The organism is Arthrobacter gandavensis (assembly GCF_015355785.1).
In the GTDB taxonomy this organism is placed as follows: Bacteria; Actinomycetota; Actinomycetes; order Actinomycetales; family Micrococcaceae; genus Arthrobacter_B; species Arthrobacter_B gandavensis_A.
The window spans coordinates 438,178-463,661 of the sequence record NZ_JADKYW010000005.1 but is presented as its reverse complement, the minus strand read 5'-3'; the positions used below and the strand labels follow the sequence as shown (position 1 = coordinate 463,661).

The following is a 25,484-nucleotide window of genomic DNA, read 5'->3' as shown; positions in this document are numbered from 1 at the left end:
TTCCCGAGGAGAATCGTGCTGAACATTCTGCAGGACGTCGACGAAGCCGTCGCGCCGATCCATGACGGAGCCACCGTGATGATCGGCGGCTTCGGCAAGGCCGGGCAGCCGGTCGAGTTGATCGAGGCACTTCTGCGCCAGGGCGCAAAGGACCTCACGGTGGTGAACAACAACGCGGGCAATGGTGAAGAAGGGCTCGCGGCGCTGATCGGCGCGGGCCGCGTCCGGAAGATCGTCTGCTCCTTCCCCCGCCAGTCCGATTCCCAGATTTTCGACGCGAAGTTCCGGGCCGGGGAAATCGACCTTGAGCTGGTGCCGCAGGGCAACCTGGCCGAGCGCGTCCGTGCCGCCGGCGCCGGAATCGGCGGATTCTTCACCCCCACCGCATACGGCACCCCGCTTGCCGAGGGCAAGGAAACCCGCATGATCGACGGCCGCGGCTATGTGTTCGAAACCCCACTCCACGCGGACTTTGCGCTGGTGAAGGCACTGAAGGCCGACCGCGCAGGGAACCTGGTCTACCGCAAGACTGCCCGAAATTTTGGGCCGATCATGGCAGCGGCCGCGAAGAACGCGATTGTCCAGGTACGGGACATCGTGGAGGTGGGCGGAATCGATCCGGAAATCGTCGTGACCCCCGGCATCTACGTCAACACCCTGGTGCAGGTATCCCGTGAAAAAGAACCGGCAGCAGCATGAGCGAGAAGGCAGTGAACAGCACCGTGAGCGAAAAACTCGACCGGAACGCCCTGGCGGAACTCGTGGCCCGTGACATTGCACCGGCTTCATTCGTCAACCTGGGCATTGGGCAGCCGACGCTGGTCTCCAACTACCTCAAACCCGAGCAGCACGTTACGCTGCACACCGAAAACGGCATGCTGGGTATGGGCCCGGAGGCGCAGGGCAACGAGATTGACGGAGACCTCATCAACGCCGGTAAAATCCCGGTCACCGAACTTGCGGGTGCATCATACTTCCACCATGCCGACTCCTTCGCCATTATGCGCGGCGGTCACCTGGACGTCTGCGTGCTGGGCGCCTTCCAGGTCTCCGCCACCGGGGACCTCGCCAACTGGCACACCGGAGCTCCTGACGCGATTCCCGCCGTCGGCGGAGCCATGGACCTGGCTACCGGGGCGAAGGACGTCTACGTGATGATGTCCCTGTTCACCCGCGAAGGCGTCAGCAAGCTGGTGAAGGAATGCTCCTACCCGCTGACGGGCGTAGGCTGCGTCACGCGCGTCTACACTAATGAAGCGGTGTTCCTCCTCAAGGAGGACGGCGTCCACGTTCGCGAAACCTACGGGATCAGCTTCGAGGAGCTTGCCGCAAAGGTGGATGTGCCGTTAATCGGCCCGTCAGCCGGCACCGACTAAGACCACCAGCGGGGGAGACATGAGCGAAACCATCGCGGCCAGTGACCAGTTTGTCCAGTCGCTGGCCCGCGGCCTGTCCGTGATCCGGGCGTTCGACGCCGAGCACGTACAGATGACCCTCAGCGATGTCTCCCGGCGCACCGGCCTCACGCGGGCCACCGCACGGCGGTTCCTGCTGACCCTGGTGGAGCTTGGGTACGTACGCACCGACGGCCGAAGCTTTGAACTTACGGCGCTGGTCCTGCAGCTTGGCTACTCCTACCTGGCCGGGCAGTCGCTGCCGCAGCTGGCCCAGCCGCTGCTGGAGGATCTTTCCCGCGAGATCCACGAATCGACGTCGGCATCCATCCTGGACGGCAACGAAATCGTCTATGTTGCCAGGATCCACACCCGCCGCCTGATGACGGTGGGGATCACGGTGGGCACGCGGTTTCCCGCCTACGCCACCTCGATGGGGCGGGTCCTGCTCGCCGGACTGGACCAGGCCGCCCTGGACGCGTACCTCGCCGAAGTTGAGCTGGTTCCCCTGACGGAGCGCACCATCACCGACGAAGGAGCCCTGCGACGTGAGGTGGACCGGGTCCGCGAGCAGGGCTGGGCCGTGGTTGACCAGGAACTTGAACGGGGCCTGCGTTCGGTGGCGGTGCCCATCTTCAGCCCGGCCGGCGAAGTGATCGCTGCGCTGAATACTTCGATGCAGGCGACCCTCGGCCTGGACGGGCCTTCACTGGATGAGGCGGCAGCGCAGGTGCTGCCGCAGCTGCAGGAGGCGTCACGGAAGATCACCCAGGCGCTTGCCGCCCGGAGCTGACATCAGTTTCGCTGCGGCGGATTTCGACGTAGCGCCGGGTCCCGGCTTAAGCCTGCCGGGATCTCTGCTAGACTGTTAACAATTGTTTGTGTGGCAGTGGATGAAGGCCGCTCGCATGTTTCCCGGGATTCCGTCTCCGGGGCGCGGGTGGGGGTCTGTTTCCGGGTTGCAGGGTTCTTGTGCAACGAATGCCACACTTTTGCACGCCTACGGTCGCTTCGGTTCACGGAACGTCTCGGGGGCACTGCGGCAACAACTTTGAAAAGCCTCGCTCCGGGACCCGCCAAGTGGGCCGGGCAAGCGCAACCAGAGAATTTTTTCTCGAGATAAAACGGAGAACTGATAAGTGCCTACGATTCAGCAGCTGGTCCGCAAGGGCCGCTCACCCAAGGTCTCCAAGACCAAGGCTCCTGCCCTTAAGGGCAGCCCGATGCGCCGTGGTGTGTGCACCCGTGTCTACACCACCACCCCGAAGAAGCCGAACTCGGCTCTGCGCAAGGTAGCCCGTGTCCGCCTCAACGGCGGCGTGGAAGTTACTGCCTACATCCCCGGTGTGGGCCACAACCTGCAGGAACACTCCATCGTGCTGGTTCGCGGTGGTCGTGTGAAGGACCTGCCCGGTGTCCGTTACAAGATCGTTCGCGGCGCACTGGACACCCAGGGTGTCAAGAACCGCAAGCAGGCTCGCAGCCGCTACGGCGCGAAGATGGAGAAGAAGTAATATGCCCCGCAAGGGTCCGGCCCCCAAGCGGCCGCTCGCAGTCGATCCCGTCTACGGCTCCCCGCTGGTCACGCAGCTGATCAACAAGGTCCTCGTCGACGGCAAGAAGTCCACCGCTGAGCGCATCGTTTACGGTGCACTCGCCGGTGCTCAGGAGAAGACCGGACAGGATCCGGTTGCAGCCCTGAAGAAGGCCATGGACAACATCAAGCCCAGCCTTGAGGTTAAGTCCCGCCGAGTCGGCGGCGCCACCTACCAGGTTCCGGTTGAGGTTAAGCCGGGCCGCGCAACCGCCCTGGCTCTGCGCTGGCTGGTTGGCTACTCCAAGGCCCGCCGCGAGAAGACGATGACCGAGCGTCTGCGCAACGAGATCCTGGACGCCTCAAACGGTCTTGGTGCTGCTGTGAAGCGTCGCGAAGACACCCACAAGATGGCCGAGTCCAACAAGGCCTTCGCCCACTACCGCTGGTAATAAGCACCACGAACATCCATTCAGCCCAGGCCCTGCGGCCCGCTCCGGCGGGCCTCAGGGCCGCAGGCCGAATGGGCGACCGGCGGGGCCAGAACCAAAACTAGGGAGTAACCGTGGCACTGGACGTGCTTACCGACCTCAACAAGGTCCGCAATATCGGCATCATGGCGCACATCGATGCCGGCAAGACCACCACCACCGAGCGCATCCTGTTCTACACCGGTGTCAACCACAAGATTGGCGAAACGCACGACGGCGCTTCGACCATGGACTGGATGGCACAGGAGCAGGAGCGGGGTATCACCATTACCTCCGCAGCTACCACGTGCTACTGGGACAACAACCAGATCAACATCATCGACACGCCGGGTCACGTTGACTTCACTGTCGAGGTTGAGCGGTCCCTGCGCGTGCTTGACGGCGCCGTCGCAGTCTTCGACGGCAAGGAAGGCGTGGAGCCGCAGTCAGAGACTGTTTGGCGCCAGGCTGACAAGTACAACGTTCCGCGTATCTGCTTCGTTAACAAGATGGACAAGCTGGGCGCCGACTTCTACTTCACCGTCGACACCATCATCAACCGCCTGGGCGCCAAGCCGCTGGTTCTCCAGCTGCCGATCGGTTCCGAGAGCGAATTCGAGGGCGTCGTCGACCTCCTCGAAATGCGTGCACTCACCTGGCGCGGAGACGCCAAGGGTGACGTGACCATGGGCGCCAAGTACGAAGTTGAGCCGATCCCCGCAGACCTGCAGGAAAAGGCCGAAGAGTACCGCGCGAAGCTCGTTGAGACCGTCGCCGAAGCCAGCGAAGAGCTGATGGACAAGTACCTCGAAGGTGAAGAACTCACCCTTGAGGAACTGAAGGCCGGCATCCGCAAGATGACCGTCAACTCCGAGATCTACCCGGTGCTGTGCGGCTCCGCGTTCAAGAACCGCGGCGTTCAGCCGATGCTCGACGCCGTCGTCGCTTACCTGCCGAGCCCGCTGGATGTTCCGAACATCCAGGGCCACGACATTCGTGACGAAGAGGTTGTCCTCGAGCGCGCCGCTGATTCCGAGGCTCCGTTCTCCGCGCTGGCGTTCAAGGTTGTGACGCACCCGTTCTTCGGCCGTCTGACCTACATCCGCGTTTACTCCGGTAAGGCTGCTTCCGGCGCCCAGGTCATGAACTCGACCAAGCAGAAGAAGGAGCGCATCGGAAAGCTCTTCCAGATGCACGCCAACAAGGAAAACCCGGTTGACGAGATCACCACGGGTCACATCTACGCTGCCATCGGCCTGAAGGACACCACCACGGGCGATACCCTGTGCGACCTTCAGAACCCGATCGTGCTGGAATCGATGAGCTTCCCGGAGCCCGTCATTTCCGTCGCGATCGAGCCGAAGACCAAGGGTGACCAGGAGAAGCTCTCCACGGCAATCCAGAAGCTCTCCGAAGAGGATCCGACCTTCCAGGTCTCCCTCGACGAAGACACCGGCCAGACCATCATCGCCGGCATGGGCGAGCTGCACCTGGACATCCTGGTGGACCGCATGCGCCGCGAATTCAAGGTTGAAGCAAACGTGGGTAAGCCCCAGGTTGCCTACCGCGAAACCATCCGCCGCACGGTCGAGCGCTACGACTACACGCACAAGAAGCAGACGGGCGGCTCCGGCCAGTTCGCAAAGATCCAGATCGCCATCGAGCCCCTGGATACTTCCGAAGGTGCGATGTACGAGTTCGACAACAAGGTCACCGGTGGCCGTGTTCCCCGCGAATACATCCCCAGCGTTGACCAGGGGATCCAGAGCGCCCTCAATGACGGCATCCTCGCCGGTTACCCGGTTGTCGGCATCAAGGCGACGCTTGTTGACGGCGCTTACCACGACGTCGACTCCTCGGAAATGGCGTTCAAGATCGCCGGCCGCCAGGCTTTCAAGGAAGCCGCAAAGATGGCGAGCCCGGTTCTGCTTGAACCGATCATGGATGTTGAAGTCCGCACCCCTGAGGAATACATGGGTGAAGTCATCGGTGACATCAACTCGCGCCGCGGGCAGATGCAGTCGATGGAAGACGCCAGCGGCGTGAAGGTCGTTCGCGCCCTCGTTCCGCTGTCCGGCATGTTCGGGTACATCGGTGACCTGCGGTCCAAGACCCAGGGCCGCGCCGTTTACTCGATGCAGTTCAACAGCTACGCAGAGGTCCCGAAGGCAGTAGCCGACGAGATCATCCAGAAGACGCGCGGCGAGTAAGACCCAGCCGGCGTTCCGGTAAAACGGAGCGCCGGCCATGTGCGGCCCGTCCCAGGGGGAGACCCGGACGGACGGGCCGCACGGCCAGACTGAGCGGGACCTGCGGGAACCGCGGCACAAGGCAATTTCATCAAATAAACAGCCCCAAGTAGACTTGTATCGGATCAGTTGCGAGAAGCGCGGCTGGTGATTGAGTCTTCTAACCTTTCTAGGAGGAACCCGTGGCGAAGGCAAAGTTCGAGCGGACTAAGCCGCACGTCAACATCGGCACCATTGGTCACGTTGACCATGGAAAGACCACGTTGACCGCTGCCATTTCAAAGGTGCTTGCTGACAAGTACCCTGACCTGAACGAGCAGCGCGACTTCGCTGCTATTGACTCCGCGCCGGAAGAGCGTCAGCGCGGTATCACCATCAACATCTCGCACATTGAGTACCAGACCGAGAAGCGTCACTACGCACACGTTGACGCCCCGGGCCACGCTGACTACATCAAGAACATGATCACCGGCGCTGCTCAGATGGACGGTGCAATCCTCGTGGTTGCCGCCACTGACGGCCCGATGGCTCAGACCCGCGAGCACGTTCTGCTTGCCCGCCAGGTTGGCGTTCCCTACCTGCTGGTCGCGCTGAACAAGTCCGACATGGTCGAGGACGAGGAACTCCTCGACCTCGTGGAAATGGAAGTTCGCGAACTGCTGAGCTCCCAGGAGTTCGACGGCGACAACGCTCCCGTCGTGCGCGTTTCCGGCCTGAAGGCACTGGAAGGCGACCCCAAGTGGGTTGCGTCCGTCGAAGAACTGATGGAAGCCGTTGACAACAACGTTCCGGACCCCGTTCGCGACAAGGACAAGCCGTTCCTGATGCCGATCGAGGACGTCTTCACGATCACGGGCCGCGGCACCGTTGTTACGGGCCGCGCCGAGCGCGGTACCCTCGCCATCAACTCCGAGGTCGAGATCGTCGGCATCCGCCCGGTCCAGAAGACCACGGTTACCGGTATCGAGATGTTCCACAAGCAGCTCGACGAAGCATGGGCCGGCGAGAACTGTGGCCTGCTGCTCCGCGGCATCAAGCGTGAAGACGTAGAGCGCGGCCAGGTTGTCGTCAAGCCGGGTTCTATCACCCCGCACACCGACTTCGAGGCCAACGTCTACATCCTGTCCAAGGATGAAGGCGGCCGCCACAACCCGTTCTACTCGAACTACCGCCCGCAGTTCTACTTCCGCACCACCGACGTCACGGGTGTCATCACCCTGCCCGAGGGTACGGAAATGGTTATGCCCGGTGACAACACCGAAATGACCGTTGAACTGATCCAGCCGATCGCAATGGAAGAGGGCCTCGGCTTCGCTATCCGCGAAGGCGGCCGCACCGTTGGATCCGGCCGTGTCACCAAGATCATCAAGTAATTTGATGTTCTGACGCCGGGCCTTTTGGTTCAGCCTTGAAGGGTCCCGCTGCTACGGCAGCGGGGCCCTTCTGCGTTCCCGGTCGTTCCCGTCCGGGGTGACGCCGGCGAGGGAGGCAGCGACGGCGGATCCGGCTTCAAGGCCTTCGCGGAAAGCACGGACCGCGTTCAGTCCAGCCGCTGATGCCGCACCGCCAATGACCGTGCAGGGGATGCCTGCTCCGGCGAGGTCCAGCTGCAGCCCGGTGTTTTCGATCTGGCCGGCAGCAATGACCACCGCGTCTGCCAAAACCACTTCAGCCTCGCCGTCCGGTCCTTCGACAAGCAGGCCGCCCGGAACGAGTTCGCGATAGGTAATTCCGGTACGCAGGTCGACACCCGCATTGCGCAGAGCCTGGAGTGCCGCCCAGCGGGTTGACGCTCCGATGCCGTGGCCAATGGATGGCCCGCGCCGCAGCACGGTGATCCTGCGGTCCGGAGGCCGCCGGCGGGGGTCAAGATGCTCCCGGTGAAACCGCGCCCTGGCATCCGCCTCGGATTCCGGCAAGGGAAACGCGGTGCCCGCGGGCTGGACCAGCAGGTGGGCCAGGTCCACTGCAATCCCTCCGCCGCCGATGACGGCCAGCCGGCCGGGCAGGGCTGCCGGGTTCTCGAAGGCAGTGCGGTAGTCCAGCACCGGGACCCCGCCGCCGCGCAGGTCTACCGTCCGGGGAAGTACCCCGGACGCGTCGACCACATGGGCGAAGCCGTCAAGGTCCGCGGCTGCCGCCGTCACTCCGGTGTGGATGCGGACCCCGAGGCGGGGCAGTTCGTTGGTGAAGTAGCGGATGGTCTGGGCGAAGTCGCTCTTCCCGGGAACGGTCTGGGCCAGCCGAAACTGCCCGCCGATTCCAGGCTCGGCTTCGAAGAGATGTACCCGAGTGCCGGCTGCCGCCAGCGTGGCTGCTGCCTGCATCCCCGCCGGACCTGCACCGACAACCGCCACCGGCATGCGGGTGCTCCGGGCAGGGCGCACCCGAGCGGGGAACTCCGTCTCCCGTCCGGTCCTGGGGTTCACCAGACAGGAGACCGGGTCCGTGCCGAGGGAACGGTCGATACAGGCCTCATTGCAGCCAATGCAGGTATTGACCAGGTCTTCGCGGCCTGCTTCGGCCTTGGCCACTATCCGGGGATCTGCCAGGAAGGCCCGGGCCATTGACACATAGTCGACGCTCCCGGAAGCCAGGGCAGCATTCGCCTGGGCCACTGAATTTACCCGGTTGGATCCAATGACCGGCACCTGGTGCCCCAGGCTGCGCAGATGTACCCGGATCCGGGCAGCAACGCCGAGCCAGCTGCCGTGGGGTACCAGCGACTGGACCGTGGGGGTTCGTGATTCGTGCCAGCCGATGCCGATGGCCAGGGCCGCCGCGCCGCGGGCCGCAAGGGCTTCGGCCAGTGCCGCGTATTCAGGCGGGGCAGCGGAGCCCTCCACGAGATCCGCGCCGGACATCCGAAAGATCACCGGAAAGTCCTCTCCGGCGGCGCCGCGCACAGCGTCGAGGACAGCCAGCGGAAAAGCCCGGCGGCGGACTGCGTCGCCGCCCCAGGCGTCGTCGCGGTGGTTCGCAGCCGGGGACGCGAACTGGTTCACCAGGTATCCTTCCGAGCCCATGATTTCCACCGCGTCGAAGCCCAGCTCCCGTGCCTGTGCGGCTGCGGCGGCGAAGTCCCGCAGGGTGGTGCGGATCTGTGTCTCGTCCATGGCCTGGGGTACGGTCCGGGCGAAGCCGGACCAGAGGGCGGAGGGTGCCAGGGGCAGCAGGCCGTAGGTTCCGGGAAAGGCATAGCGCCCGGCGTGGAAAAGCTGCAGCGCAACCCGCCCGCCGGCGTCGTGCACCGCACTGAGCACGGCTTGGGCCGCCAGCAGATACGGCTGTTCCCCGCACACCAGGTAGGTGGGGCCGCCGGAACCCGCACGGTTGACGGCCGCGCCTCCCGTGACGATCAGGCCTGCACCTCCCGCGGCGCGTTCGGCGTAGAAGGCTGCCAGCGCGCCGGCGTCAGCCTCAAAGTTCAGGTGCATGCTGCCCATGATGATGCGGTGCGGAAGCGCCATGGAACCGATGCTGCCCGCGGCGAAAGCGTGGGGATACTGCCGCACGCCCGGCCTCGGGTCGGATGACATGGCGTCTCCTAGCCTGCTGCTCCGCCGAGGATGGCCTTGGCGATGACGGATTTCTGGATCTCGTTGGTGCCCTCTTCGAAGCGCTGGGCCCGTGCATCGCGGTAGATCCGTTCAATCGGCTGGGACTGCCAATAGCCAATGCCGCCGTGTACCTGCAGCGCCTTGTCCGTGACTCGTCCCAGCATGTCCACGGCGGTCAGCTTGGCCATGGATGACAGGGCCGGAGCGTCCGGCTCGGCGTTCTGCCAGGCGGCGGCGGCAGTGAGGGTGAGGGCCCTGGCTGCCGCGATGTCCGCAGCGTTCTCAGCCAGGCTGAAGGCGATCGCCTGCCGGGAGGAGAGCGGTTTGCCGAAGGTGGTGCGCCGGGCAGCGTAATCCAGTGCCAGCTGCTGCGCGCGCTGGGCCAGGCCCACACAGCTCATGGCTACCGAGATGCGGCTGGGGGTGAGGAAGCCGCCCAGGGCGACTGCGAGTCCTTCGCCTTCCGCGCCCAGCCGGTTGGCTACCGGTACGGGCGCATCCGCGAACGTCAGGGACGCGTGGTCGGTGCCGCGCACTCCCATCGTCCGGGAGGTGTCTTCAACCCGCGCCCCGGGAGTGTTGCGGTCAACCAGGAGCGCGACCGTCCCTTCCCGGCCCGCAGTCCCCTCCAGCCTGGCAAAGAGCAGCCAGTAGTCGCAGCGGACGCCGAAAGTGATCAGGTGTTTGGAACCGGTGAGGAAGTATGTGTCACCATCACGCCGTACGGAGGAGGTGATATCCACGCCGCTGCCGTTCCCCGGCTCAGTCAGGGTGAAGGCAACCAGCGACTCACCGGAGACGGCGGGAACGATGAACTTCTGCCGCTGGGTCTCGTCGGCAAACGGATTCATGGCCCGCCAGGTTCCGTTGACTACATGCACGATCATCCGCACCGAGGCATGGGACCGGGAGAACACTTCCATGAGGCCCATCCACTGCAGAAAGCTCAGCCCGGCTCCGCCGATGTCCCGCGGTGCCGCCAGGGAGAGGAAGCCCTCGGCGCGCAGCTGCTTCCACAGTTCATCCGGGACGATTCCGGTGGCTTCGATTTCCCCGGCCCAGGCCTCACCCGGACCTTCAACCCATTCAGTGACCCGGGCGAGCAGGCTCTGGTACTGCTCCTCGGGAAGGGAGCTGCCGCGCCCGTCAGCTCCCTTGGTGCCGCTATCGACGCTGCTGGTCTTCACGCCTGGCTCCTGTCTGTGCCTGCCGGGGAAACCCCGCCAATTGCCGTGCCCGGTCCCGAAGAATGAATTTCTGGACCTTCCCCACCGGGTTCCTGGGGATGGCGTCCAGCAGTTCCAGCTGCTCCGGCCAATAGTGCTTGGAGACCTGGCAGCTGTCCAGATAGCGGGTGATTTCTGCCAGGGTGGGCAGGGAACCTGTTGCCGGAACCACAAAGGCACAGGCGCGCTCGCCAAGGCGCGGATCCGGCATGGCTGCTAGCGCGACGTCGTCAATCTCCGGGTGCCGGTACAGGAGCTGTTCTATTTCGGCGACCGGAATCTTCTCCCCGCCGCGGTTGATGACATCCCGGACCCTTCCCGTGATGCGCAGGTACCCGGCGTCGTCCAGGGTGGCCAGGTCACCGGTGCGGTACCAGCCGTCCTCGGTGAAGGCTTCCTTCGTCAGGTCCGGACGGTCCAGGTAGCCCTCGAACATGGTGGGGCTGAGCAGTTCGAAGTTTCCTTCCGCGCCGGCCGGCAGCAGCTGCCCGTCGTCACTGACGATCCGGCCCTTCACTCCGGGCAGCAGCTGTCCGTCCGTACCCCAGACGAGCGCGGTGTCCCCGCCGGGGGAGGACACAGTCCCCAGGCAGGTTTCCGTGGTTCCAAAGGCACCGCAGACCCATGCACCCAGCACCCGGGTTGCCTGCTCTGCCAGGTGCCGGGGGACACCGGCCCCGGTGTTGACGAAGATCCGCAGGCTCGCCGGGGCAGCCGCCCCGGCGTCCACTGCCTTCACCAGGTCTGTCAGGAATGGGGTGGCAGCCTGGACAAAGGTTCCCTTCCACCCCTGCAGCAGGTTCAGGGCCCGCACCGGATCCCAAACCGGCTGGAGGATCTGCGGAACCCCCAGGACAAAGGACAGCCACATGCCGTACAGGAAGCCGGTCTGGTGGGCCAGCGGGGAGGGGATGAACACGGCGTCCCCTGCATGCAGGCCCAAATGCCGGGCCTGCAGTGCTGCGGCATGCGAAAGGGTGCAGTGCCGGTGAAGCACTGCCTTAGGCTCTCCGGTGGTACCGGAAGTGAACAGCAGCTGGGCCGCGGCATCGGCCGACGGCGCCGAAGCCTCGATCCTTTCCCGGTCGACGATCGCCTCGGACAGCTCCTGCTCCCAGCCGTGCCAGGTAACGCCGCCCGTCCCCTGCAATGCCGGGGCGGCCCCGCCGATCACCAGGACATGCCGGACACTGAGGTCATAACCGGGGTCCGTGCCTGTTCCGGCAGAGAGTATTCCGCCCATCTCCTGCGCATAACGCCGGCCGCGGAATTCTTCAGGAACGACGACGACGGCGGCACGGGAGCGGTGCAGGGCAAACGCCACCTCCCGCTCCCGGAAGATGGGCATGATCGGTGCGGCGACGGCACCGATGCGCAGCACCGCAGTGCACAGCAGCACAAACTCTGTCCAGTTGGGCAGCTGGAACGCGACGCGTTCCCCCGGACGTACCCCCAGCTCCAGCAGCAGGGCGGCCACTTTGTCCGCACCCGCGTCGAGCTGGGACCAGGTCAGGTGCCCGGAGTCCTGCGGGCGTCCGTCCACAACAGCTGTCTGCCCCGGGCGCTCGCGGGCCCACCGGCGCACCCAGTCCGCGCCGGGAACACGCGATGCCGCCTCAGGCGAAGCAGAGGTGCCCTGCGCAGTCCGGGAGTGCGGTTTCCCGGACGCGCTGCGCCGGGGAACCGGTCCGTCTTCCACGCGCATCGGCAGGCCAAACGAATTCATGGCATCCAGGAACTCCGGATAGGAGATGCGGTAGGCGTTGGGATAGCTGAGAGTGCTGCGTCCTACGGCACCGGAGGCAGCGACAGCGAGGGACATCAGGACCCGGTGGTCGTTAAAGGAGGAAAGATCCGCTGCCGTGAGGGTTTCCGTGCCCCGCACCACCAGGTCGTCTCCCGTGGTTCTGATCCCCGCGCCCATCGAATTCAGCTGGGCCATCGCTGCCACCCGGTCGGACTCCTTCAGCCGAACATGGCCGACATTCCGGAAAACACTCTCCCCGTCTGCGCGGGCTGCCATGGCGGAGAGAACCGGAAGCATGTCCGGCACCAGCCGGCAGTCGACGTCCGCAGGCTGCAGCCGGAGCCCGTCGTGCCGGATCCGCACGCCGTCCGCTCCGGCGTCGTAAGCCATCGGCAGCCCCATCTCCGCCGCAATGTCGAGGAAGTGGGACTCGGGGTGGTCTGTTCCGCGGGAGGTGAGGGAACGCAGGCCGCGCAGCAGCAGGTCGGAAGGGTGCAGCGCGGCGGCAGCCAGGCCGAAGGCAGCCGAGCCGATGTCTTCCGGAATCCTCAGCTGTGCGGGCACTGCCTCCTGGGCGGGTGGTATCTCGAAACGGTGCCAGTCCTCACCGACATCGACCTGCAGGCCGAAACTGCGCATCATCCGGACCGTGAGCTCCAGGTAGGTGCGTTCATTCAGCGGCCCGTCCACCACTACGGACGTGGGGCGCTTCGCGAACGGCGCAAGCAGCAGCAGGCCGGAGATCCACTGGGACAGCGTCCCTGCAATGTGGACTTCGCCCCCGGCCGGCCGGCGGGCACGCACCCGGATCGGCGGGCAGCCGGTAGGGGAGTCGACGTCGAGTCCCATCTGGGACAGGGCAGCCAGGAGAGGGCCAATGGGGCGGCGCTGGAAGTACTTCTGGCCCGTCACTGTGACGTCCCGCGTCCCCAGTGCTGCCAGTCCCACCATGAAGTACAAGGTGGTGCCTGAACTGCCCGCGGACACTTCGTTCCGGGAAGGCCGGTATGCTCCGCCGTGCACTACGTACGTGCCGCCGTCAATGTCGATCCGGGTGCCCAGCTGGCGGAGCATGGCCACGGTGTAGTGGACATGCCGGGCATCGGTAAGACCGGTGATCCTGGAGATACCGGGGGCCAGCGAGGCAAGAATCAGGGCCCGGTGGGCGTGGTACTTGGAGTTGGGCACCTGTGCTTCACCAAAGATGCGCTGCTGGGTTCCCAGGACCGAAAGATACATGGCAATCACGCCCTTCCGCCGGACTATCTCTGGCGGCCACCCCGGGGCTGACGTTACCAGTTGCCCCAGGGGGCCGGAACAGGCCGGAGACGCAGCGGGCCCGATGTGGCGGCATTAGTTGCACGGGCTCGGGTTTTCAACATACGGGCACGCCGCCAAGCACGTTCGGCGAAGGCCATCTAGGATGGGTTGGTCTTGACATCCAGGAGGAAAGCAGCAGGTCATGGGGGAGATTCTCTTTTTTCTCGTCGTCGCGGGCGCGGGATTTGCCGTTGGCCGGCTGACCTCCCGAAGACGGTCACTTCCCGGCAGTGATCCCTACGGGTATGGCAGGACGCTGCCCCATCCGGCGCAGATCTTCGAGGAAGGCTATGCTGCAGGACGGCGTGATGCCGTGCCAGCCGCGCAGCCTTCCGCTGCCCCACATCCTTCCGCTGCCGCATATCCTTCCGCTGCCCCGCAATCCTCCTTTGCACCGAAGGGCAGCTACGCGCCGCCTGCCGCGTCTCAATCCCCGGCGGCCAGTCCCTCAACTGCCCCGGCGGCCGCGCCCGGCCCTGCGCCCGTGGCCGGCCCTGCGCCCGCGCCGTCCCTGACCTGGCCGGCTGCGCCTCAGCCGTCCGTTCCCCGGACCGCCGGGCCCAACGCGCCCGGCTTGCCCCTCCCCGCGCCGCCGTCCGGGCTGCCGCCCCGACCGCCTGCCGGCCCCGGAGCGCCCCGTCCCGGCAACCCGGTTCTCAGCGAGGCAGGCGCACCGGCACGTGCCGTCCCGCCCCAGCGCCCTCCGCTCACTGAAGCGGAACTTCAGGAGCAGAAACGCCGCAGGGACCTTCGCAACATCAACATCACGCTGTACTCGGGAAGCCTGCTGCTGGTGGCGGCAGCGGCCCTGTTCATTGGGATTTCAATTCCGGAGCAGGCCCGGTTCGCGGGCGTGGCAGTTCTGGCAGCGCTCTTCTATGCCTCCGGGCTGGCGATCCACTCACGGAAGCAGGCCCTCCGCCCCGCAGCAGTGGCATTCACCGGAACCGGCCTGGCCCTGATCCCCGTGGTGGGGCTGGCGTTCTACAACCTGATCCTCGCCGAACCCGTGCTGGCCTGGCTTCTCACCTCGGTGGTTGGAACTGCAGCCTTTGCCTACGCAGCCGCCAGGCTGAACAGCAGGGTGGTGTCCTATCTGGCTCTGACATTCCTGCTCTCCACGGCACTGGCATCGGGTGCCGCACTCCGTTCCGGCATCGTGTGGTACTTCATCTGCACGGTGCTCCTGGCCACGCTGATCAGCCTCGCGGCGATCCGGAAACCGGGCTGGCTGCGAAACGTCTATCTTGAAGCATTCGTCACCTCGCATCGTTTCCTGGTGCCGGCAACCGCCGCAGCTGCCGTCCTGACAGCGCCGGACCTGGGCTCAGGACCGCTTTCCCTTCTCTTCCTGGCCTTTGCCGCCTACTACGGCGTACTGCTCTGGACCGCGCCGCGGAGCCAGGCACTGCTCCACAGCTACGGCTTGCGGTCAGCTGCGACGGCAGGCTTCGCGATACTTGCGTTCCGCCTAACGGACAGCTGGCCGGCTACGCTGCTGGCTGCCGCAGTCCTGCTCGGCGTGCAGGCTGCCCTTCTCTTCACCGGCCGGCCGCGGTACCTGCTCTTCGCGGCAGGTGCTGACCTGCCCGGTGCGGCACGTCCATCCCGGCGCGCCGGGATGGACGAAAGGGCCAGTAACGGCCGGAAGCGGGCCGAACGGACCTACCTGACGGATGTCCTGGTCATCCTGGCCCTGCAATACATGACCGGAACGGCAGCTGCGGTGGTGTACGCCCTGGACTCGCAGGGCGGCTCCGGGGAAAGCGTCCTGTTCGCCGTGTCTGCGGCGGCAGTGCAGGTGACACTGTGCGCGTCAGCCTGGCGACTTTCACAGCGGGCCGAATTACTGGCCGGTGCCGGTGTGCTTCTTCCCGCTGCAGCCAGCCTGTCAACCCCCGCTTCCCAGCTGTGGCCGGTGCTGCTGAATCTCGGTATCCTCACCGGCTACTTTGTCCTCCGGGCAGTGCGGTCCCGCGCCCGCGTGCGCTCCGGTTTCGTCCTGGCAGCCCGGGCCTCAGCCGCCGTCGCGCTGCCGCTGACAGTCTTCCTGGTGCTTCGGACCCAGGACGCAGGGACGGCGGGGAGCTGGACCGTAACGGCCGCCTTCCTGGCGGCAGCCGGCAGCCAGCTCTGGTCCGTGCTGGCCGCAGCGTCGGGCCGGAACGAACTGTTCCCGCGGACCGTGCCCGCCGTGTCCGCCGGTGCCGCAGTCCTGCTCGCCGCACTGCTGCGCTTCGAAGACCTTCCATCCACCGCACCGGCCGTGGGCGCTCTGTGGATCATTGTGCTGCTCAACGCTGCCTACTCCCTGCTGCCCATGCGCAGTAACCGCGAACTGGCGGCAGCTTACGCACCGGTTGGTTTCGTCACGGCGGCCGTCCTGGGTGCAGGGTTGTTCGGTGTGCGCGGGTACGGGCTGCTCACGGCAGCCGCTCTGGCCTACAGCCTGCTCCAATCCCTGAAACCGGTAGTCCCCGCACAGCGTGCCTGGCACTTCACCGCAGCACAGGTGCTGATGGCAGTACTGGCCGCACTCGCGGCTGCGGACCTTGGACTCGGAACAGACGGGGTCTTCGTCGTTGTTGCAGCGGTCCTCGCAGCCCAACACGCGGCCCGGACCCTGCTCGGGCGGCGGCTGGAGAAGTTTGGGCCCGTACATGCGCTCCGCTGGGGAACGCTGCTGGCGCTGGCCGCCGTGCCACCCTCGTACTACATGCTGCTTCCGTCTGAGGCGCGGGCGGAGACTGCGGCCGTTCTGCTGCTGACAGCCGCCGGAAGTGCGGTGCTCGCGCAGCTTGCTGCCGCACTGCGACCGCTGAGGGCTGGAGGCTTCGCCGGTGCGCCGGCGGCAGCTGCCGGGTTGGTTCTCCTACTCGCTGTGGGGGTGCGTGCCGCCGAGTTCCCGGCGGCGGCCCAGACACTGTGGGTGCTCTGGCTGGCCTTCACAGCCAACCTGCTGACAGCCGTCCTGCATCGGCGTACACGCCTTGCCTTCATGGCCCCAGCCGGATTCGCCGCCGCGACGCTGCTCGGAGCCGGCGTCCTTGGCATACGCGGCTATGAACTGATCCTTGCTGCAGCGCTCGCTTACTGCATGGCGCTGCTCCGGGACCGTTCGACGGGATTGCGGGGCATCTACCTCGCCGGCTCGCAGGGTGCCGGTACAGTCCTCGCGGCCCTGCTGGCGGCTGACGCAGCCGGGAACTCTGCCAGTGCCTTCGCCGCTGCACTGGGCCTGGGCCTGGCCGCGGGCCAGATCCTGCGGACCGTCCTCCACGACAGGGTGAAGGCGCTGGGCGCCGCCGAGACCCTGCGATGGGGCGGGCTCGCGGCGCTGGCCTTGGTTCCTGCTTCCTGTTTGCTTCTCGACGACTTGGTCGATCCGGCTGCGGTGCTCACCGCCGTGCTCAGCGCCGCAGCGGCGTTCGCAGTCAGCCAGCTGGACGCGGCACGCAGGAACGGCCGCGGCGTGCCCCTGCCGCATGCTGCGGCATTAATATTGGCTGCTGCAGCCGGTGCCGCCCTCGCCGTGCCGGCGGTGCGGGGAATCGACGGGCCTTATGCTCTCTGGGCACTGGCGGTTTTGTGGATTGGGCTTGGGGCCAACCTGGTTTGTTCGCTTCTGCTTGGACCGGGCCGCTGGGAACTCCTGGCAGCGGCGGGCTTCACCGTCGCCGCGGTTAGCGGTGCAGGACTGCTGGGACTGCGTGGGTACGAGCTGCTGGTCCTGGCGGCACTGGCCTGCGGATTGTTCCTGGCCCGGCACCGAAGGGCGCACCGGGGACAATACCTGCTGGCGGCGCAGTTGCTGGCGGGAATCCTCGCACTGCTGGTGGCGCGTGACGCCGGAGCAGACATTCACGGCCTGGCGGCCGCCGGCACCGCGGCCCTTGCAGCAGCGCAATTGCTTCGGACCGTCCTGGAGCCAAGGCCCGCAGCACCGTGGGCGCGGGCGGCACTGTGGACGAGTGTGGGCATCCTGGCGCTGACGCCTGCAGCCTACGCAGCCCTGGCGGAGGCGCCACACCGGGACGTCGTCACGTTGCAGCTGCTCCTCCTTCTGGCCGTCAGCGCCGCGGAGTTTGCCCGCAGCCGGCACACGCCGTCGCTGTTCCCGGGACTGTATGCGGTTGGCGCACTTCCGCTTGTCCTGTCCGACGCCGTCGGGCTGGCGTCCGGCGCCGTGCTCACCGGGGCGGTTATGCCGGCCGCAGCGGCGGGACTGGTCCTGGCGACCCTGAGTGCGGGAGCGCTCGCTGGGCATATCAGGGTGCACAGTCATGCCCGCCCGGCAACCGTGCTCCTTGCAGCTTCGGCCGCGTATGCCCTGGCCGTGCTGCCGGCTGCCGCGGCAGCCGACGGGAACCTGCTGCTGGCGGCTCTCACCCCCGCGCTGCTTGGTGCTGCCGTGCTGGCCGGATCCTATACCCGGAGCATTCCGTGGCTGGCGGCCGGAACGCCCGTGCTGCTGCTGGCTGCGGCCCTGCTCGCTGCAGCTGGATTCGAACAGGAGCTGCTGAACCGTCCGTTCCCTCCGGGGTACGGGCTGCTGTGGCCGGTCTGGGGGACTGCGCTTGCGCTGCAGGCCATTCGGCTGTTCCTATGCCTGGGCGAAAGCGTATCCACGCTGCGCGTACGCATCATGGGTGCTGCATCCTCCGCCGTGCTCCTGCTGGGCGCAGTGCCGGCGATGGCGGAATACAACGCTTCATCGGTAGCCGGGGCGCTGACCCTCGTTGCGGCTCTCGGTCTTGCCGTGCGGGAAGTTCCCGGGCCGTTGCGGGAGACGGCGGCCGAGGCAGCGTGCCTTCCGGCAGCACTCGCCGTGCAGCGGATTGCCTGGTTCACTGCCGGCAGCGTGGATGCGTTCTGGTCGGTCCAGTACTGGGTTGTGGTCCTCGCCGGGATCGCAGCTTGGGAATACCTGCGGAACCGCCCACGCCGGGGAACGGCGCTGCTCTCAGGGGCCGCGGTAATCCTCTCCGCCAGCGGACTGGGTACTGTCGTCTCCGGGGGGACGGGGGAACAGCTCTGGGCGCTCGTCGCCCATACCGGGCTCCTGGCCTTTGGCCTGCTGGCCAGCCGGAAGCTCTTTACGATGTGGGGAGCCGCAGGAGTGGCGCTCGCCGTGCTTTGGTACCTGCGGGGATACACGTTCCTGCTGCTCGCACTGCTGGCGGCGGGACTGATCGCACTGGCAATCTGGCGCCTGACACGTGTACGGACCGCACCGGAACAGCCCGTGGAAGAGGTACTGGAAGAGCGATGAACACGGGGAGGGGGAGCGGAACGGCCCGAGCCACCCGGCCCGCCCCGCTCCGGGCCTCCCCGCACTCGCTTGTGCCCGCCGCGGGCACGGGCCACCCTCGGCACGAGCCCCCCGGCCCTCGGCCCGACTATCGTGGCCCCAGCGGTCCGGCACCGGCTGGACCGTGGTTAGGGCGGGGCCTGACAGGGTGCAGTGCGCTCCGCTAGGCTCGGGGGATGGAGCTATTGATTTTCCTGATCGTTGCGGCAGTCGTTGTAGGCGGGCTGGCCTGGGGCCGCCGTCACTTCTCCCACGAAATTGACCGAGCCAAACGCATTCGCCGGTCCAACCGGGACCAGCGCTGACCGGACACAGTCCTGGCCAGGGACACGGACGTGGACAGATGCAGGTACATGGCAGGTACAGGTGCAGGCAGGGCTAGGTGTACTGAGACAGCACGTTAGTTACACCTGGTGATGGGTGCTTTGCCTCCGAGGCTGCCGTGTGGGCGTTGGTGGTTGTAGAAGTCTAGCCACGGTTGCAGGGCATCGGTGCGGGCTTGGTTGGAGTCGAAGACCTGCCGGTAGGCCCAGCCTTCCTGCAGGGTCCGGTTGAAGCGTTCGGCTTTGCCGTTCTGCCAAGGATGGCGGGGCTTGATCAGGATGTGCTTGGCACCCAACGTGGACAGCACCGCCTGGAAGTCATTGGAGAGCCGGTAAGCGAACGCGTTATCCGTCATGACTCGTTTCACCGGCGCTCCGTGCGCGGCCATGAACGCGGCAGCCCGCTGCAGGAACCCGGCGCAGGTCGGACCCTTCTCATCGGGGTGGACTTCCACGAACGCGAGCCTTGAGTGATCGTCCACGGCGACGTGGACGTAGTCGAAACCGACTCTCGTGTGGCCGGTGCTGTGGTTGCGAGCGGACTGATTCGGGTCTGCCCGCCAGCCGCCCCCGTCCGGGATCCGGCCGAGTTTCTTCACATCGATATGGACCATGTCCCCGGGAGCGTCGCGTTCATACCGGCGCTCCGTTGCCCGGGCGGCACGGATGCGGATACCGGTCAGCGGATCCAGCTCCCAGAGCTTGGGGACACCGGAACGAAGAAGGATCCGGGACACCGTGCGGACGCCTACCCCGGTGCGGGATGCGATATCGGCCGGCCCGGTGCGGTGCTCGGTACGGGTTGTTAGGACCTCGGCGGTTTTCTCCGGGCTGGTCGCGTGCGGGCACGTTTTGGGCTTCGAAGAACGGTCTTCCAAACCGGGCGGGCCTTCTTCCCGGTACCGGTTGACCCACCGGTAAGCGGTGGGCCGGGAGATACCCATTTCCTTCGCGACATGGGCTACCGGCCGCCCGGAAGCGACGCGCTGGACCAGGATCATTCTTCCGGCCGGAGCCAGACGGGCATTACCGTGGGACATGAAGACCTCTTGGGTTCGGCTGTGTGTGGTAACCACCAAACCTAAGAGGTCTTCACCCTATTCACGTGTAACTAACGTGGTGTCTCAGTACAGCTAGGGCCGAGGCCTGATTTCAGCACCAAACGGTGCTGGGTTAGACTTGGAAGAATGACGCGCCGCGAACCGGGGAATTCAGGTTCAGGGCAAATCCATATGCCAGAGGCCAGATGCAGCCGCAGGGCGCTGATTAGCGTTCCGGCCGGTGATCTGGCAGACTAGAGAAGTTGTTCAAGCGCTTTTGTGCCCGCACGCGCTTCAGCAGGCTGCTAACGCGGCACTGTGTGCGTGATGAGATCGCGTCCCGATCAGGATAATGCCTGGTGCAGGGTCGAATCCTTCAGGGGAAAAGCCCATATATAACCCGCCCCCATTCTTGAACGGGTGTTGCCAGTTTCGAATCTGCGACACGCCCGAGCGCGGGGGTCGGAGCCTCGGCAGGTTGAGGAACCCGGAGCTTCCGGATTCAGCTTGTTGGAGGAGCGCCGGGGCCAACATGGCCGCCAGGGGCAAAAACTGTACAGAGAGCAATACTCGAAGAAAGAGGCACGACGCCATGGCGGGACAAAAAATCCGCATCCGGCTGAAGTCGTATGACCACGAGGTCATCGACGTATCAGCACGGAAGATCGTTGAGACGGTCACGCGTGCAGGCGCAACGGTAGTAGGCCCCGTGCCGCTGCCCACGGAGAAGAACGTGTACTGCGTTATCCGTTCGCCGCACAAGTACAAGGACAGCCGCGAGCACTTTGAAATGCGCACGCACAAGCGTCTGATCGACATCATTGACCCCACGCCTAAGGCCGTTGACTCGCTGATGCGTCTTGACCTGCCTGCAGACGTGAACATCGAAATCAAGCTGTAGGGGGGAGCAGATACTTATGTCTTCTTCACTTACCCGCCAGGTTAAGGGCCTCCTGGGCACCAAGCTGGGCATGACCCAGGTCTGGGACGAGAACAACAAGCTCATCCCCGTCACCGTGGTCCAGGCTGATTCCAACGTCATCACCCAGCTGCGCAACGCGGACAAGGACGGCTACACCGCGGTTCAGATCGGCTACGGCCAGATTGATCCCCGCAAGGTCACCAAGCCGCTGGCCGGCCACTTCGAGAAGGCCGGCGTTACGCCGCGCCGCCACGTTGTTGAGCTGCGCACCGCTGACGCTGACACCTACGAGCTCGGCCAGGAACTCTCCGTTGAGATGTTCGAAGCCGGCCAGAGGGTCGACGTCGTCGGTACCTCCAAGGGCAAGGGCTTCGCAGGCGTTATGAAGCGTCACGGCTTCCACGGCGTCGGCGCTTCCCACGGTGCCCACAAGAACCACCGCAAGCCCGGCTCCATCGGTGGCGCATCCACCCCCGGCCGCGTCTTCAAGGGTCTCCGGATGGCCGGCCGCATGGGTGCCGTCCGCCACACCACGATGAACCTCACCGTCCACGCTGTGGATACCGAGAAGTCGCTGCTGCTGATCAAGGGTGCCGTTCCCGGCGCCCGCGGCCAGGTCGTCCTCGTACGCACCGCCGTGAAGGGAGCTTAGTCTCATGGCTAACAAAGCAACTGTTGAATTCCCCGCAGCAATCTTCGACGTTCAGACGAACGTTCCGCTGCTGCACCAGGTAGTTGTGGCCCAGCTTGCTGCTGCCCGCCAGGGTACGCACAAGACCAAGACCCGCGCCGAAGTTTCCGGTGCAGGCCGCAAGCCGTTCAAGCAGAAGGGCACCGGCCGCGCCCGTCAGGGTTCAATCCGTGCTCCTCACATGACCGGCGGCGGCGTGGTCCACGGACCGACGCCCCGCGACTACAGCCAGCGCACCCCCAAGAAGATGATTGCCGCCGCACTGCGCGGAGCACTCTCTGACCGGGCACGCAACGGCCGCATCCACGTGCTTGAATCCCTGGTAGCCGGAGAAACGCCGTCCACCAAGGCTGCACGCGAAGCGCTGCGTTCACTTACCGACCGCAAGAACATGCTCGTTGTCATCGAGCGCGCCAACGACGTTGCTGCACTGTCCGTGCGCAACCTCACCGATGTTCACGTGATCTACGTAGATCAGCTGAACACCTACGACGTGCTTGTTGCTGACGACGTGGTCTTCACCCAGGCCGCCTACGACGAGTTCGTCGGCAAGAACACTGTCAAGGAGGACGCCAAGTGAGCGCGACCACCGCTAAGGACCCTCGCGACGTGGTGCTTGCACCCGTCGTCTCGGAAAAGAGCTACGGCCTGATCGACGAAGGTAAGTACACCTTCCTGGTCGACCCCCGCTCGAACAAGACCGAGATCAAGCTGGCCGTGGAGAAGATCTTCTCCGTCAAGGTCGACTCGATCAACACCATCAACCGTGCCGGTAAGCGCAAGCGCACCAAATTCGGATGGGGACAGCGCAAGAGCACCAAGCGTGCGATTGTCACCCTGAAGGAAGGCACAATCGACATCTTCGGCGGTCCGCTCAGCTAGGGCGGAGACCACTTTAACGAGGAATAAATAATGGGAATCCGTAAATACAAGCCGACTACCCCGGGCCGCCGCGGCTCGAGCGTAGCCGACTTCACCGAAATCACGCGGTCGACGCCGGAAAAGTCGCTGGTACGTCCGCTGCCCAAAAAGGGCGGCCGTAACAACACCGGTAAGATCACGACCAGGCACAAGGGTGGCGGACACAAGCGCCAGTACCGCCTGATCGACTTCCGCCGGCACGACAAGGACGGCGTCAACGCCCGCGTTGCCGAGATCGAATACGATCCGAACCGCACCGCCCGCATTGCGCTGCTGCACTACGTTGATGGCACCAAGCGTTACATCATTGCGCCGAACAAGCTCAAGCAGGGCGACTTCGTCGAGGCCGGCGCCGGGGCTGACATCAAGCCCGGCAACAACCTGCCGCTGCGCAACATCCCCGTGGGTACCGTTATCCACGCCGTTGAACTGCGCCCGGGCGGCGGTGCCAAGATGGCTCGCTCCGCCGGTGCATCGGTTCAGCTGGTTGCAAAGGAAGGCCGCTTCGCCCAGCTGCGTCTGCCTTCCGGCGAAATCCGCAACGTCGACGTCCGCTGCCGCGCCACTATCGGCGAGGTCGGCAACGCCGAGCAGTCCAACATCAACTGGGGCAAGGCCGGCCGCATGCGCTGGAAGGGCGTTCGCCCGACCGTCCGCGGTGTCGCCATGAACCCGGTTGACCACCCGCATGGTGGTGGCGAAGGCAAGACCAGTGGTGGACGCCACCCGGTTAACCCGAACGGTAAGCCCGAGGGCCGTACCCGCCGTCCCAACAAAGAGAGCGACAAGCTTATTGTGCGTCGCCGTCGTTCCGGCAAGAACAAGCGATAGGAGCCTGGAAACATGCCACGCAGCCTGAAGAAAGGCCCCTTCGTCGACCAGCACCTCTTCCTTAAGGTGCAGGCCGAAAACGAGAAGGGCACCAAGAACGTCATCAAGACGTGGTCCCGCCGCTCGATGATCATCCCCGACATGCTCGGGCACACGATCGCCGTGCACGACGGACGCAAGCACATTCCGGTGTTTGTCACCGAGTCGATGGTCGGGCACAAGCTCGGCGAATTCGCTCTGACGCGTACATTCCGCGGCCATGTGAAGGACGACCGCAAGGGCAAGCGCCGCTAGGCGCTGCTCTTTCGGCAGAAGACGAGAGAAGGAAAGCAATGGAAGCCAAGGCAATTGCGCGTCATATCCGCGTAACGCCTATGAAGGCCCGGCGCGTCGTCAACCTTGTTCGTGGCAAGCAAGCGAATGAGGCATTGGCAATTCTGAAGTTTGCCCCCCAGGCAGCTTCGGAGCCGGTATTCAAGGTAGTTCAGTCGGCAATGGCCAACGCACGAGTCCTCGCGGACCGTGACGGCGTGGCCTTCGACGAAGGTGACCTCTACATCAGCGAAGCATTCGTTGACGAAGGACCCACCATGAAGCGGTTCCAGCCGCGGGCCCAGGGCCGCGCCTACCGCATCAACAAGCGGACCAGCCACGTCACCGTGGTAGTCGCAACCCCCGAGAACGAGGAGGACCGTTAAGTGGGACAGAAGGTAAACCCGCACGGGTTCCGACTCGGCATCACCACTGACCACGTTTCGCACTGGTTTGCTGACAGCAACAAGCCGGGCCAGCGTTACAAGGACTTCGTCCGCGAGGACATCAAGATCCGTCAGCTGATGTCCACCGGCATGGACCGCGCCGGCATCGCCAAGGTTGAGATCGAGCGCACCCGCGACCGTGTCCGTGTGGATATCCACACCGCACGTCCGGGTATCGTGATCGGCCGCCGCGGCGCTGAAGCGGACCGCATCCGCGGCGAGCTCGAAAAGCTCACCGGCAAGCAGGTCCAGCTGAACATCCTCGAGGTCAAGAACCCCGAGATGGAAGCACAGCTGGTTGCCCAGGGTGTTGCAGAGCAGCTCTCTTCCCGCGTGGCTTTCCGCCGTGCGATGAAGAAGGCCATCCAGTCCGCACAGCGTGCAGGCGCCAAGGGTATCCGTATCCAGTGCTCCGGCCGACTGGGCGGCGCTGAAATGAGCCGTTCGGAGTTCTACCGCGAAGGCCGTGTGCCCCTGCACACCCTGCGCGCGAACATCGACTACGGCTTCTTCGAAGCCAAGACCACCTTCGGCCGCATCGGCGTGAAGGTTTGGATCTACAAGGGCGACGTCACTTCCAAGGAACTGGCTGCACAGCAGGCTGCTGCACCGTCCCGCGGACGTTCCAACGACCGTCCGGGCCGCGGCCCGGCCGACCGCGGGGACCGTCGTCGTCGTAACGACCGCGGCGACAAGGCCGCCGCGCCTGCTGCAGAGGCTCCGGCCGCTGAGGCAGCTGCCCCCGCAGCAGAAGGAGGACAGGCTTAAATGCTTATCCCACGTCGAGTCAAGTACCGCAAGCAGCACCACCCGGGTCGTTCCGGCGCTGCAACCGGTGGCACCGCTGTCAGCTTCGGTGAATGGGGTATCCAGGCTCTCACGCCTGCGTACGTAACCAACCGCCAGATTGAAGCTGCACGTATTGCCATGACGCGCCACATCAAGCGCGGCGGCAAGGTCTGGATCAACATCTACCCGGACCGTCCGCTGACGAAGAAGCCGGCCGAAACCCGCATGGGTTCCGGTAAGGGTTCGCCGGAGTGGTGGGTTGCAAACGTCAAGCCGGGGCGGGTTCTGTTCGAACTCTCCGGTGTTTCCGAAGAGGTAGCTCGCGAGGCACTGCGCCTGGCGATCCATAAGCTGCCGTTGAAGGCACGCATTGTGCGTCGCGAGGGTGGTGAATAGCA

The 25,484-nt window shown here is 65.2% G+C and carries 22 protein-coding genes; 18 read left to right on the top strand and 4 right to left on the bottom strand.

The window, feature by feature from the left end; all coding sequences use genetic code 11:
- The first annotated feature begins 15 nt into the window (after window positions 1–15).
- From ITX31_RS07225 to tuf, 7 genes are all read left to right on the top strand, one after another.
- Complete coding sequence (locus ITX31_RS07225) at window positions 16–699, top strand: 3-oxoacid CoA-transferase subunit A (protein WP_194782766.1); 684 nt, start codon at window positions 16–18, stop codon at window positions 697–699.
- Window positions 696–1,376 carry a 3-oxoacid CoA-transferase subunit B gene (locus tag ITX31_RS07220; RefSeq protein ID WP_194782765.1) on the top strand — a complete coding sequence of 227 codons (681 nt, stop codon included), beginning with the start codon at window positions 696–698 and terminating at the stop codon, window positions 1,374–1,376. Before ITX31_RS07225 ends, ITX31_RS07220 begins: the two co-directional genes overlap by 4 nt.
- 19 nt (window positions 1,377–1,395) lie before the next feature.
- Window positions 1,396–2,187: an IclR family transcriptional regulator domain-containing protein gene (locus ITX31_RS07215; RefSeq protein WP_194782764.1), complete on the top strand. Its 792-nt coding sequence runs from the start codon at window positions 1,396–1,398 to the stop codon at window positions 2,185–2,187.
- A gap of 346 nt (window positions 2,188–2,533) precedes the next feature.
- A complete protein-coding gene (gene rpsL, locus ITX31_RS07210) occupies window positions 2,534–2,908 on the top strand; it encodes a 30S ribosomal protein S12 (protein WP_055239341.1) in 375 nt (124 codons plus the stop codon).
- Between the two features lies 1 nt (window position 2,909).
- Window positions 2,910–3,380, top strand: coding sequence for a 30S ribosomal protein S7 (gene rpsG / locus ITX31_RS07205; protein WP_055239342.1), 471 nt, complete (start codon window positions 2,910–2,912; stop codon window positions 3,378–3,380).
- A 113-nt stretch (window positions 3,381–3,493) separates the two neighbouring features.
- The gene (gene fusA / locus ITX31_RS07200; protein WP_194782763.1) at window positions 3,494–5,608 is read left to right on the top strand and encodes an elongation factor G; all 2,115 of its coding nucleotides are present in this window, start codon (window positions 3,494–3,496) and stop codon (window positions 5,606–5,608) included.
- A 221-nt stretch (window positions 5,609–5,829) separates the two neighbouring features.
- Window positions 5,830–7,020 (top strand): elongation factor Tu, encoded by a 1,191-nt coding sequence (tuf, locus tag ITX31_RS07195; protein ID WP_066295960.1) that lies wholly within the window; start codon window positions 5,830–5,832, stop codon window positions 7,018–7,020.
- Between the two features lie 51 nt (window positions 7,021–7,071).
- On the opposite strand, the gene ITX31_RS07190 is transcribed toward tuf, so the two are convergent.
- The 3 genes from ITX31_RS07190 to aroA are packed head-to-tail and all read right to left on the bottom strand — an operon-like array spanning window position 7,072 to window position 13,419.
- Window positions 7,072–9,186: an FAD-dependent oxidoreductase gene (locus tag ITX31_RS07190; protein WP_194782762.1), complete on the bottom strand. Its 2,115-nt coding sequence runs from the start codon at window positions 9,184–9,186 to the stop codon at window positions 7,072–7,074.
- Window positions 9,187–9,194: 8 nt separating this feature from the next.
- Window positions 9,195–10,394 (bottom strand): acyl-CoA dehydrogenase family protein, encoded by a 1,200-nt coding sequence (locus ITX31_RS16070; RefSeq protein ID WP_194782761.1) that lies wholly within the window; start codon window positions 10,392–10,394, stop codon window positions 9,195–9,197.
- Window positions 10,372–13,419, bottom strand: a complete 3,048-nt coding sequence (aroA, locus tag ITX31_RS07180; protein ID WP_194783550.1) for a 3-phosphoshikimate 1-carboxyvinyltransferase — start codon at window positions 13,417–13,419, stop codon at window positions 10,372–10,374. Before aroA ends, ITX31_RS16070 begins: the two co-directional genes overlap by 23 nt.
- A 655-nt stretch (window positions 13,420–14,074) precedes the next feature.
- Here aroA and ITX31_RS07175 point away from each other — a divergent pair.
- Window positions 14,075–18,772 carry a hypothetical protein gene (locus ITX31_RS07175; protein ID WP_194782760.1) on the top strand — a complete coding sequence of 1,566 codons (4,698 nt, stop codon included), beginning with the start codon at window positions 14,075–14,077 and terminating at the stop codon, window positions 18,770–18,772.
- A gap of 215 nt (window positions 18,773–18,987) precedes the next feature.
- A complete protein-coding gene (locus ITX31_RS15975; protein ID WP_267240592.1) occupies window positions 18,988–19,116 on the top strand; it encodes a hypothetical protein in 129 nt (42 codons plus the stop codon).
- Between the two features lie 95 nt (window positions 19,117–19,211).
- On the opposite strand, the gene ITX31_RS07170 is transcribed toward ITX31_RS15975, so the two are convergent.
- Window positions 19,212–20,174: an IS481 family transposase gene (locus tag ITX31_RS07170; RefSeq protein ID WP_194781813.1), complete on the bottom strand. Its 963-nt coding sequence runs from the start codon at window positions 20,172–20,174 to the stop codon at window positions 19,212–19,214.
- A 592-nt stretch (window positions 20,175–20,766) separates the two neighbouring features.
- On the opposite strand from ITX31_RS07170, the gene rpsJ reads away from it, so the two are divergent.
- From rpsJ to rplP, 9 genes are read left to right on the top strand one after another with little or no spacing between them, the layout of a single operon-like run.
- Window positions 20,767–21,075 (top strand): 30S ribosomal protein S10, encoded by a 309-nt coding sequence (gene rpsJ, locus ITX31_RS07165; RefSeq protein WP_003803825.1) that lies wholly within the window; start codon window positions 20,767–20,769, stop codon window positions 21,073–21,075.
- Between the two features lie 16 nt (window positions 21,076–21,091).
- Complete coding sequence (rplC, locus tag ITX31_RS07160; RefSeq protein ID WP_194782759.1) at window positions 21,092–21,748, top strand: 50S ribosomal protein L3; 657 nt, start codon at window positions 21,092–21,094, stop codon at window positions 21,746–21,748.
- 4 nt (window positions 21,749–21,752) lie between these two features.
- Complete coding sequence (rplD, locus tag ITX31_RS07155; protein WP_194782758.1) at window positions 21,753–22,367, top strand: 50S ribosomal protein L4; 615 nt, start codon at window positions 21,753–21,755, stop codon at window positions 22,365–22,367.
- Complete coding sequence (rplW, locus tag ITX31_RS07150; RefSeq protein ID WP_055239348.1) at window positions 22,364–22,669, top strand: 50S ribosomal protein L23; 306 nt, start codon at window positions 22,364–22,366, stop codon at window positions 22,667–22,669. Before rplD ends, rplW begins: the two co-directional genes overlap by 4 nt.
- Window positions 22,670–22,699: 30 nt before the next feature.
- The gene (rplB, locus tag ITX31_RS07145) at window positions 22,700–23,539 is read left to right on the top strand and encodes a 50S ribosomal protein L2 (protein ID WP_055239349.1); all 840 of its coding nucleotides are present in this window, start codon (window positions 22,700–22,702) and stop codon (window positions 23,537–23,539) included.
- A gap of 12 nt (window positions 23,540–23,551) precedes the next feature.
- Window positions 23,552–23,833, top strand: coding sequence for a 30S ribosomal protein S19 (gene rpsS / locus ITX31_RS07140; protein ID WP_055239350.1), 282 nt, complete (start codon window positions 23,552–23,554; stop codon window positions 23,831–23,833).
- 38 nt (window positions 23,834–23,871) lie between these two features.
- Window positions 23,872–24,237: a 50S ribosomal protein L22 gene (gene rplV, locus ITX31_RS07135; protein ID WP_055239351.1), complete on the top strand. Its 366-nt coding sequence runs from the start codon at window positions 23,872–23,874 to the stop codon at window positions 24,235–24,237.
- Window positions 24,238–25,065, top strand: a complete 828-nt coding sequence (rpsC, locus tag ITX31_RS07130) for a 30S ribosomal protein S3 (RefSeq protein WP_055239352.1) — start codon at window positions 24,238–24,240, stop codon at window positions 25,063–25,065.
- Window positions 25,066–25,482, top strand: a complete 417-nt coding sequence (rplP, locus tag ITX31_RS07125; RefSeq protein ID WP_055239353.1) for a 50S ribosomal protein L16 — start codon at window positions 25,066–25,068, stop codon at window positions 25,480–25,482.
- Window positions 25,483–25,484: the final 2 nt, after the last annotated feature.

Coding starts and splice junctions, on each gene's coding strand:
- ITX31_RS07220 (WP_194782765.1), top strand. CDS start 696: ATGAGCGAGAAGGCAGTGAACAGCACCGTGAGCGAAAAACTCGACCGG.
- ITX31_RS07215 (WP_194782764.1), top strand. CDS start 1,396: ATGAGCGAAACCATCGCGGCCAGTGACCAGTTTGTCCAGTCGCTGGCC.
- rpsG (WP_055239342.1), top strand. CDS start 2,910: ATGCCCCGCAAGGGTCCGGCCCCCAAGCGGCCGCTCGCAGTCGATCCC.
- ITX31_RS07190 (WP_194782762.1), bottom strand. CDS start 9,186: ATGTCATCCGACCCGAGGCCGGGCGTGCGGCAGTATCCCCACGCTTTC.
- aroA (WP_194783550.1), bottom strand. CDS start 13,419: ATGTATCTTTCGGTCCTGGGAACCCAGCAGCGCATCTTTGGTGAAGCA.
- ITX31_RS15975 (WP_267240592.1), top strand. CDS start 18,988: ATGGAGCTATTGATTTTCCTGATCGTTGCGGCAGTCGTTGTAGGCGGG.
- ITX31_RS07170 (WP_194781813.1), bottom strand. CDS start 20,174: ATGTCCCACGGTAATGCCCGTCTGGCTCCGGCCGGAAGAATGATCCTG.
- rpsJ (WP_003803825.1), top strand. CDS start 20,767: ATGGCGGGACAAAAAATCCGCATCCGGCTGAAGTCGTATGACCACGAG.
- rplC (WP_194782759.1), top strand. CDS start 21,092: ATGTCTTCTTCACTTACCCGCCAGGTTAAGGGCCTCCTGGGCACCAAG.
- rplD (WP_194782758.1), top strand. CDS start 21,753: ATGGCTAACAAAGCAACTGTTGAATTCCCCGCAGCAATCTTCGACGTT.
- rplB (WP_055239349.1), top strand. CDS start 22,700: ATGGGAATCCGTAAATACAAGCCGACTACCCCGGGCCGCCGCGGCTCG.
- rpsS (WP_055239350.1), top strand. CDS start 23,552: ATGCCACGCAGCCTGAAGAAAGGCCCCTTCGTCGACCAGCACCTCTTC.
- rplV (WP_055239351.1), top strand. CDS start 23,872: ATGGAAGCCAAGGCAATTGCGCGTCATATCCGCGTAACGCCTATGAAG.
- rplP (WP_055239353.1), top strand. CDS start 25,066: ATGCTTATCCCACGTCGAGTCAAGTACCGCAAGCAGCACCACCCGGGT.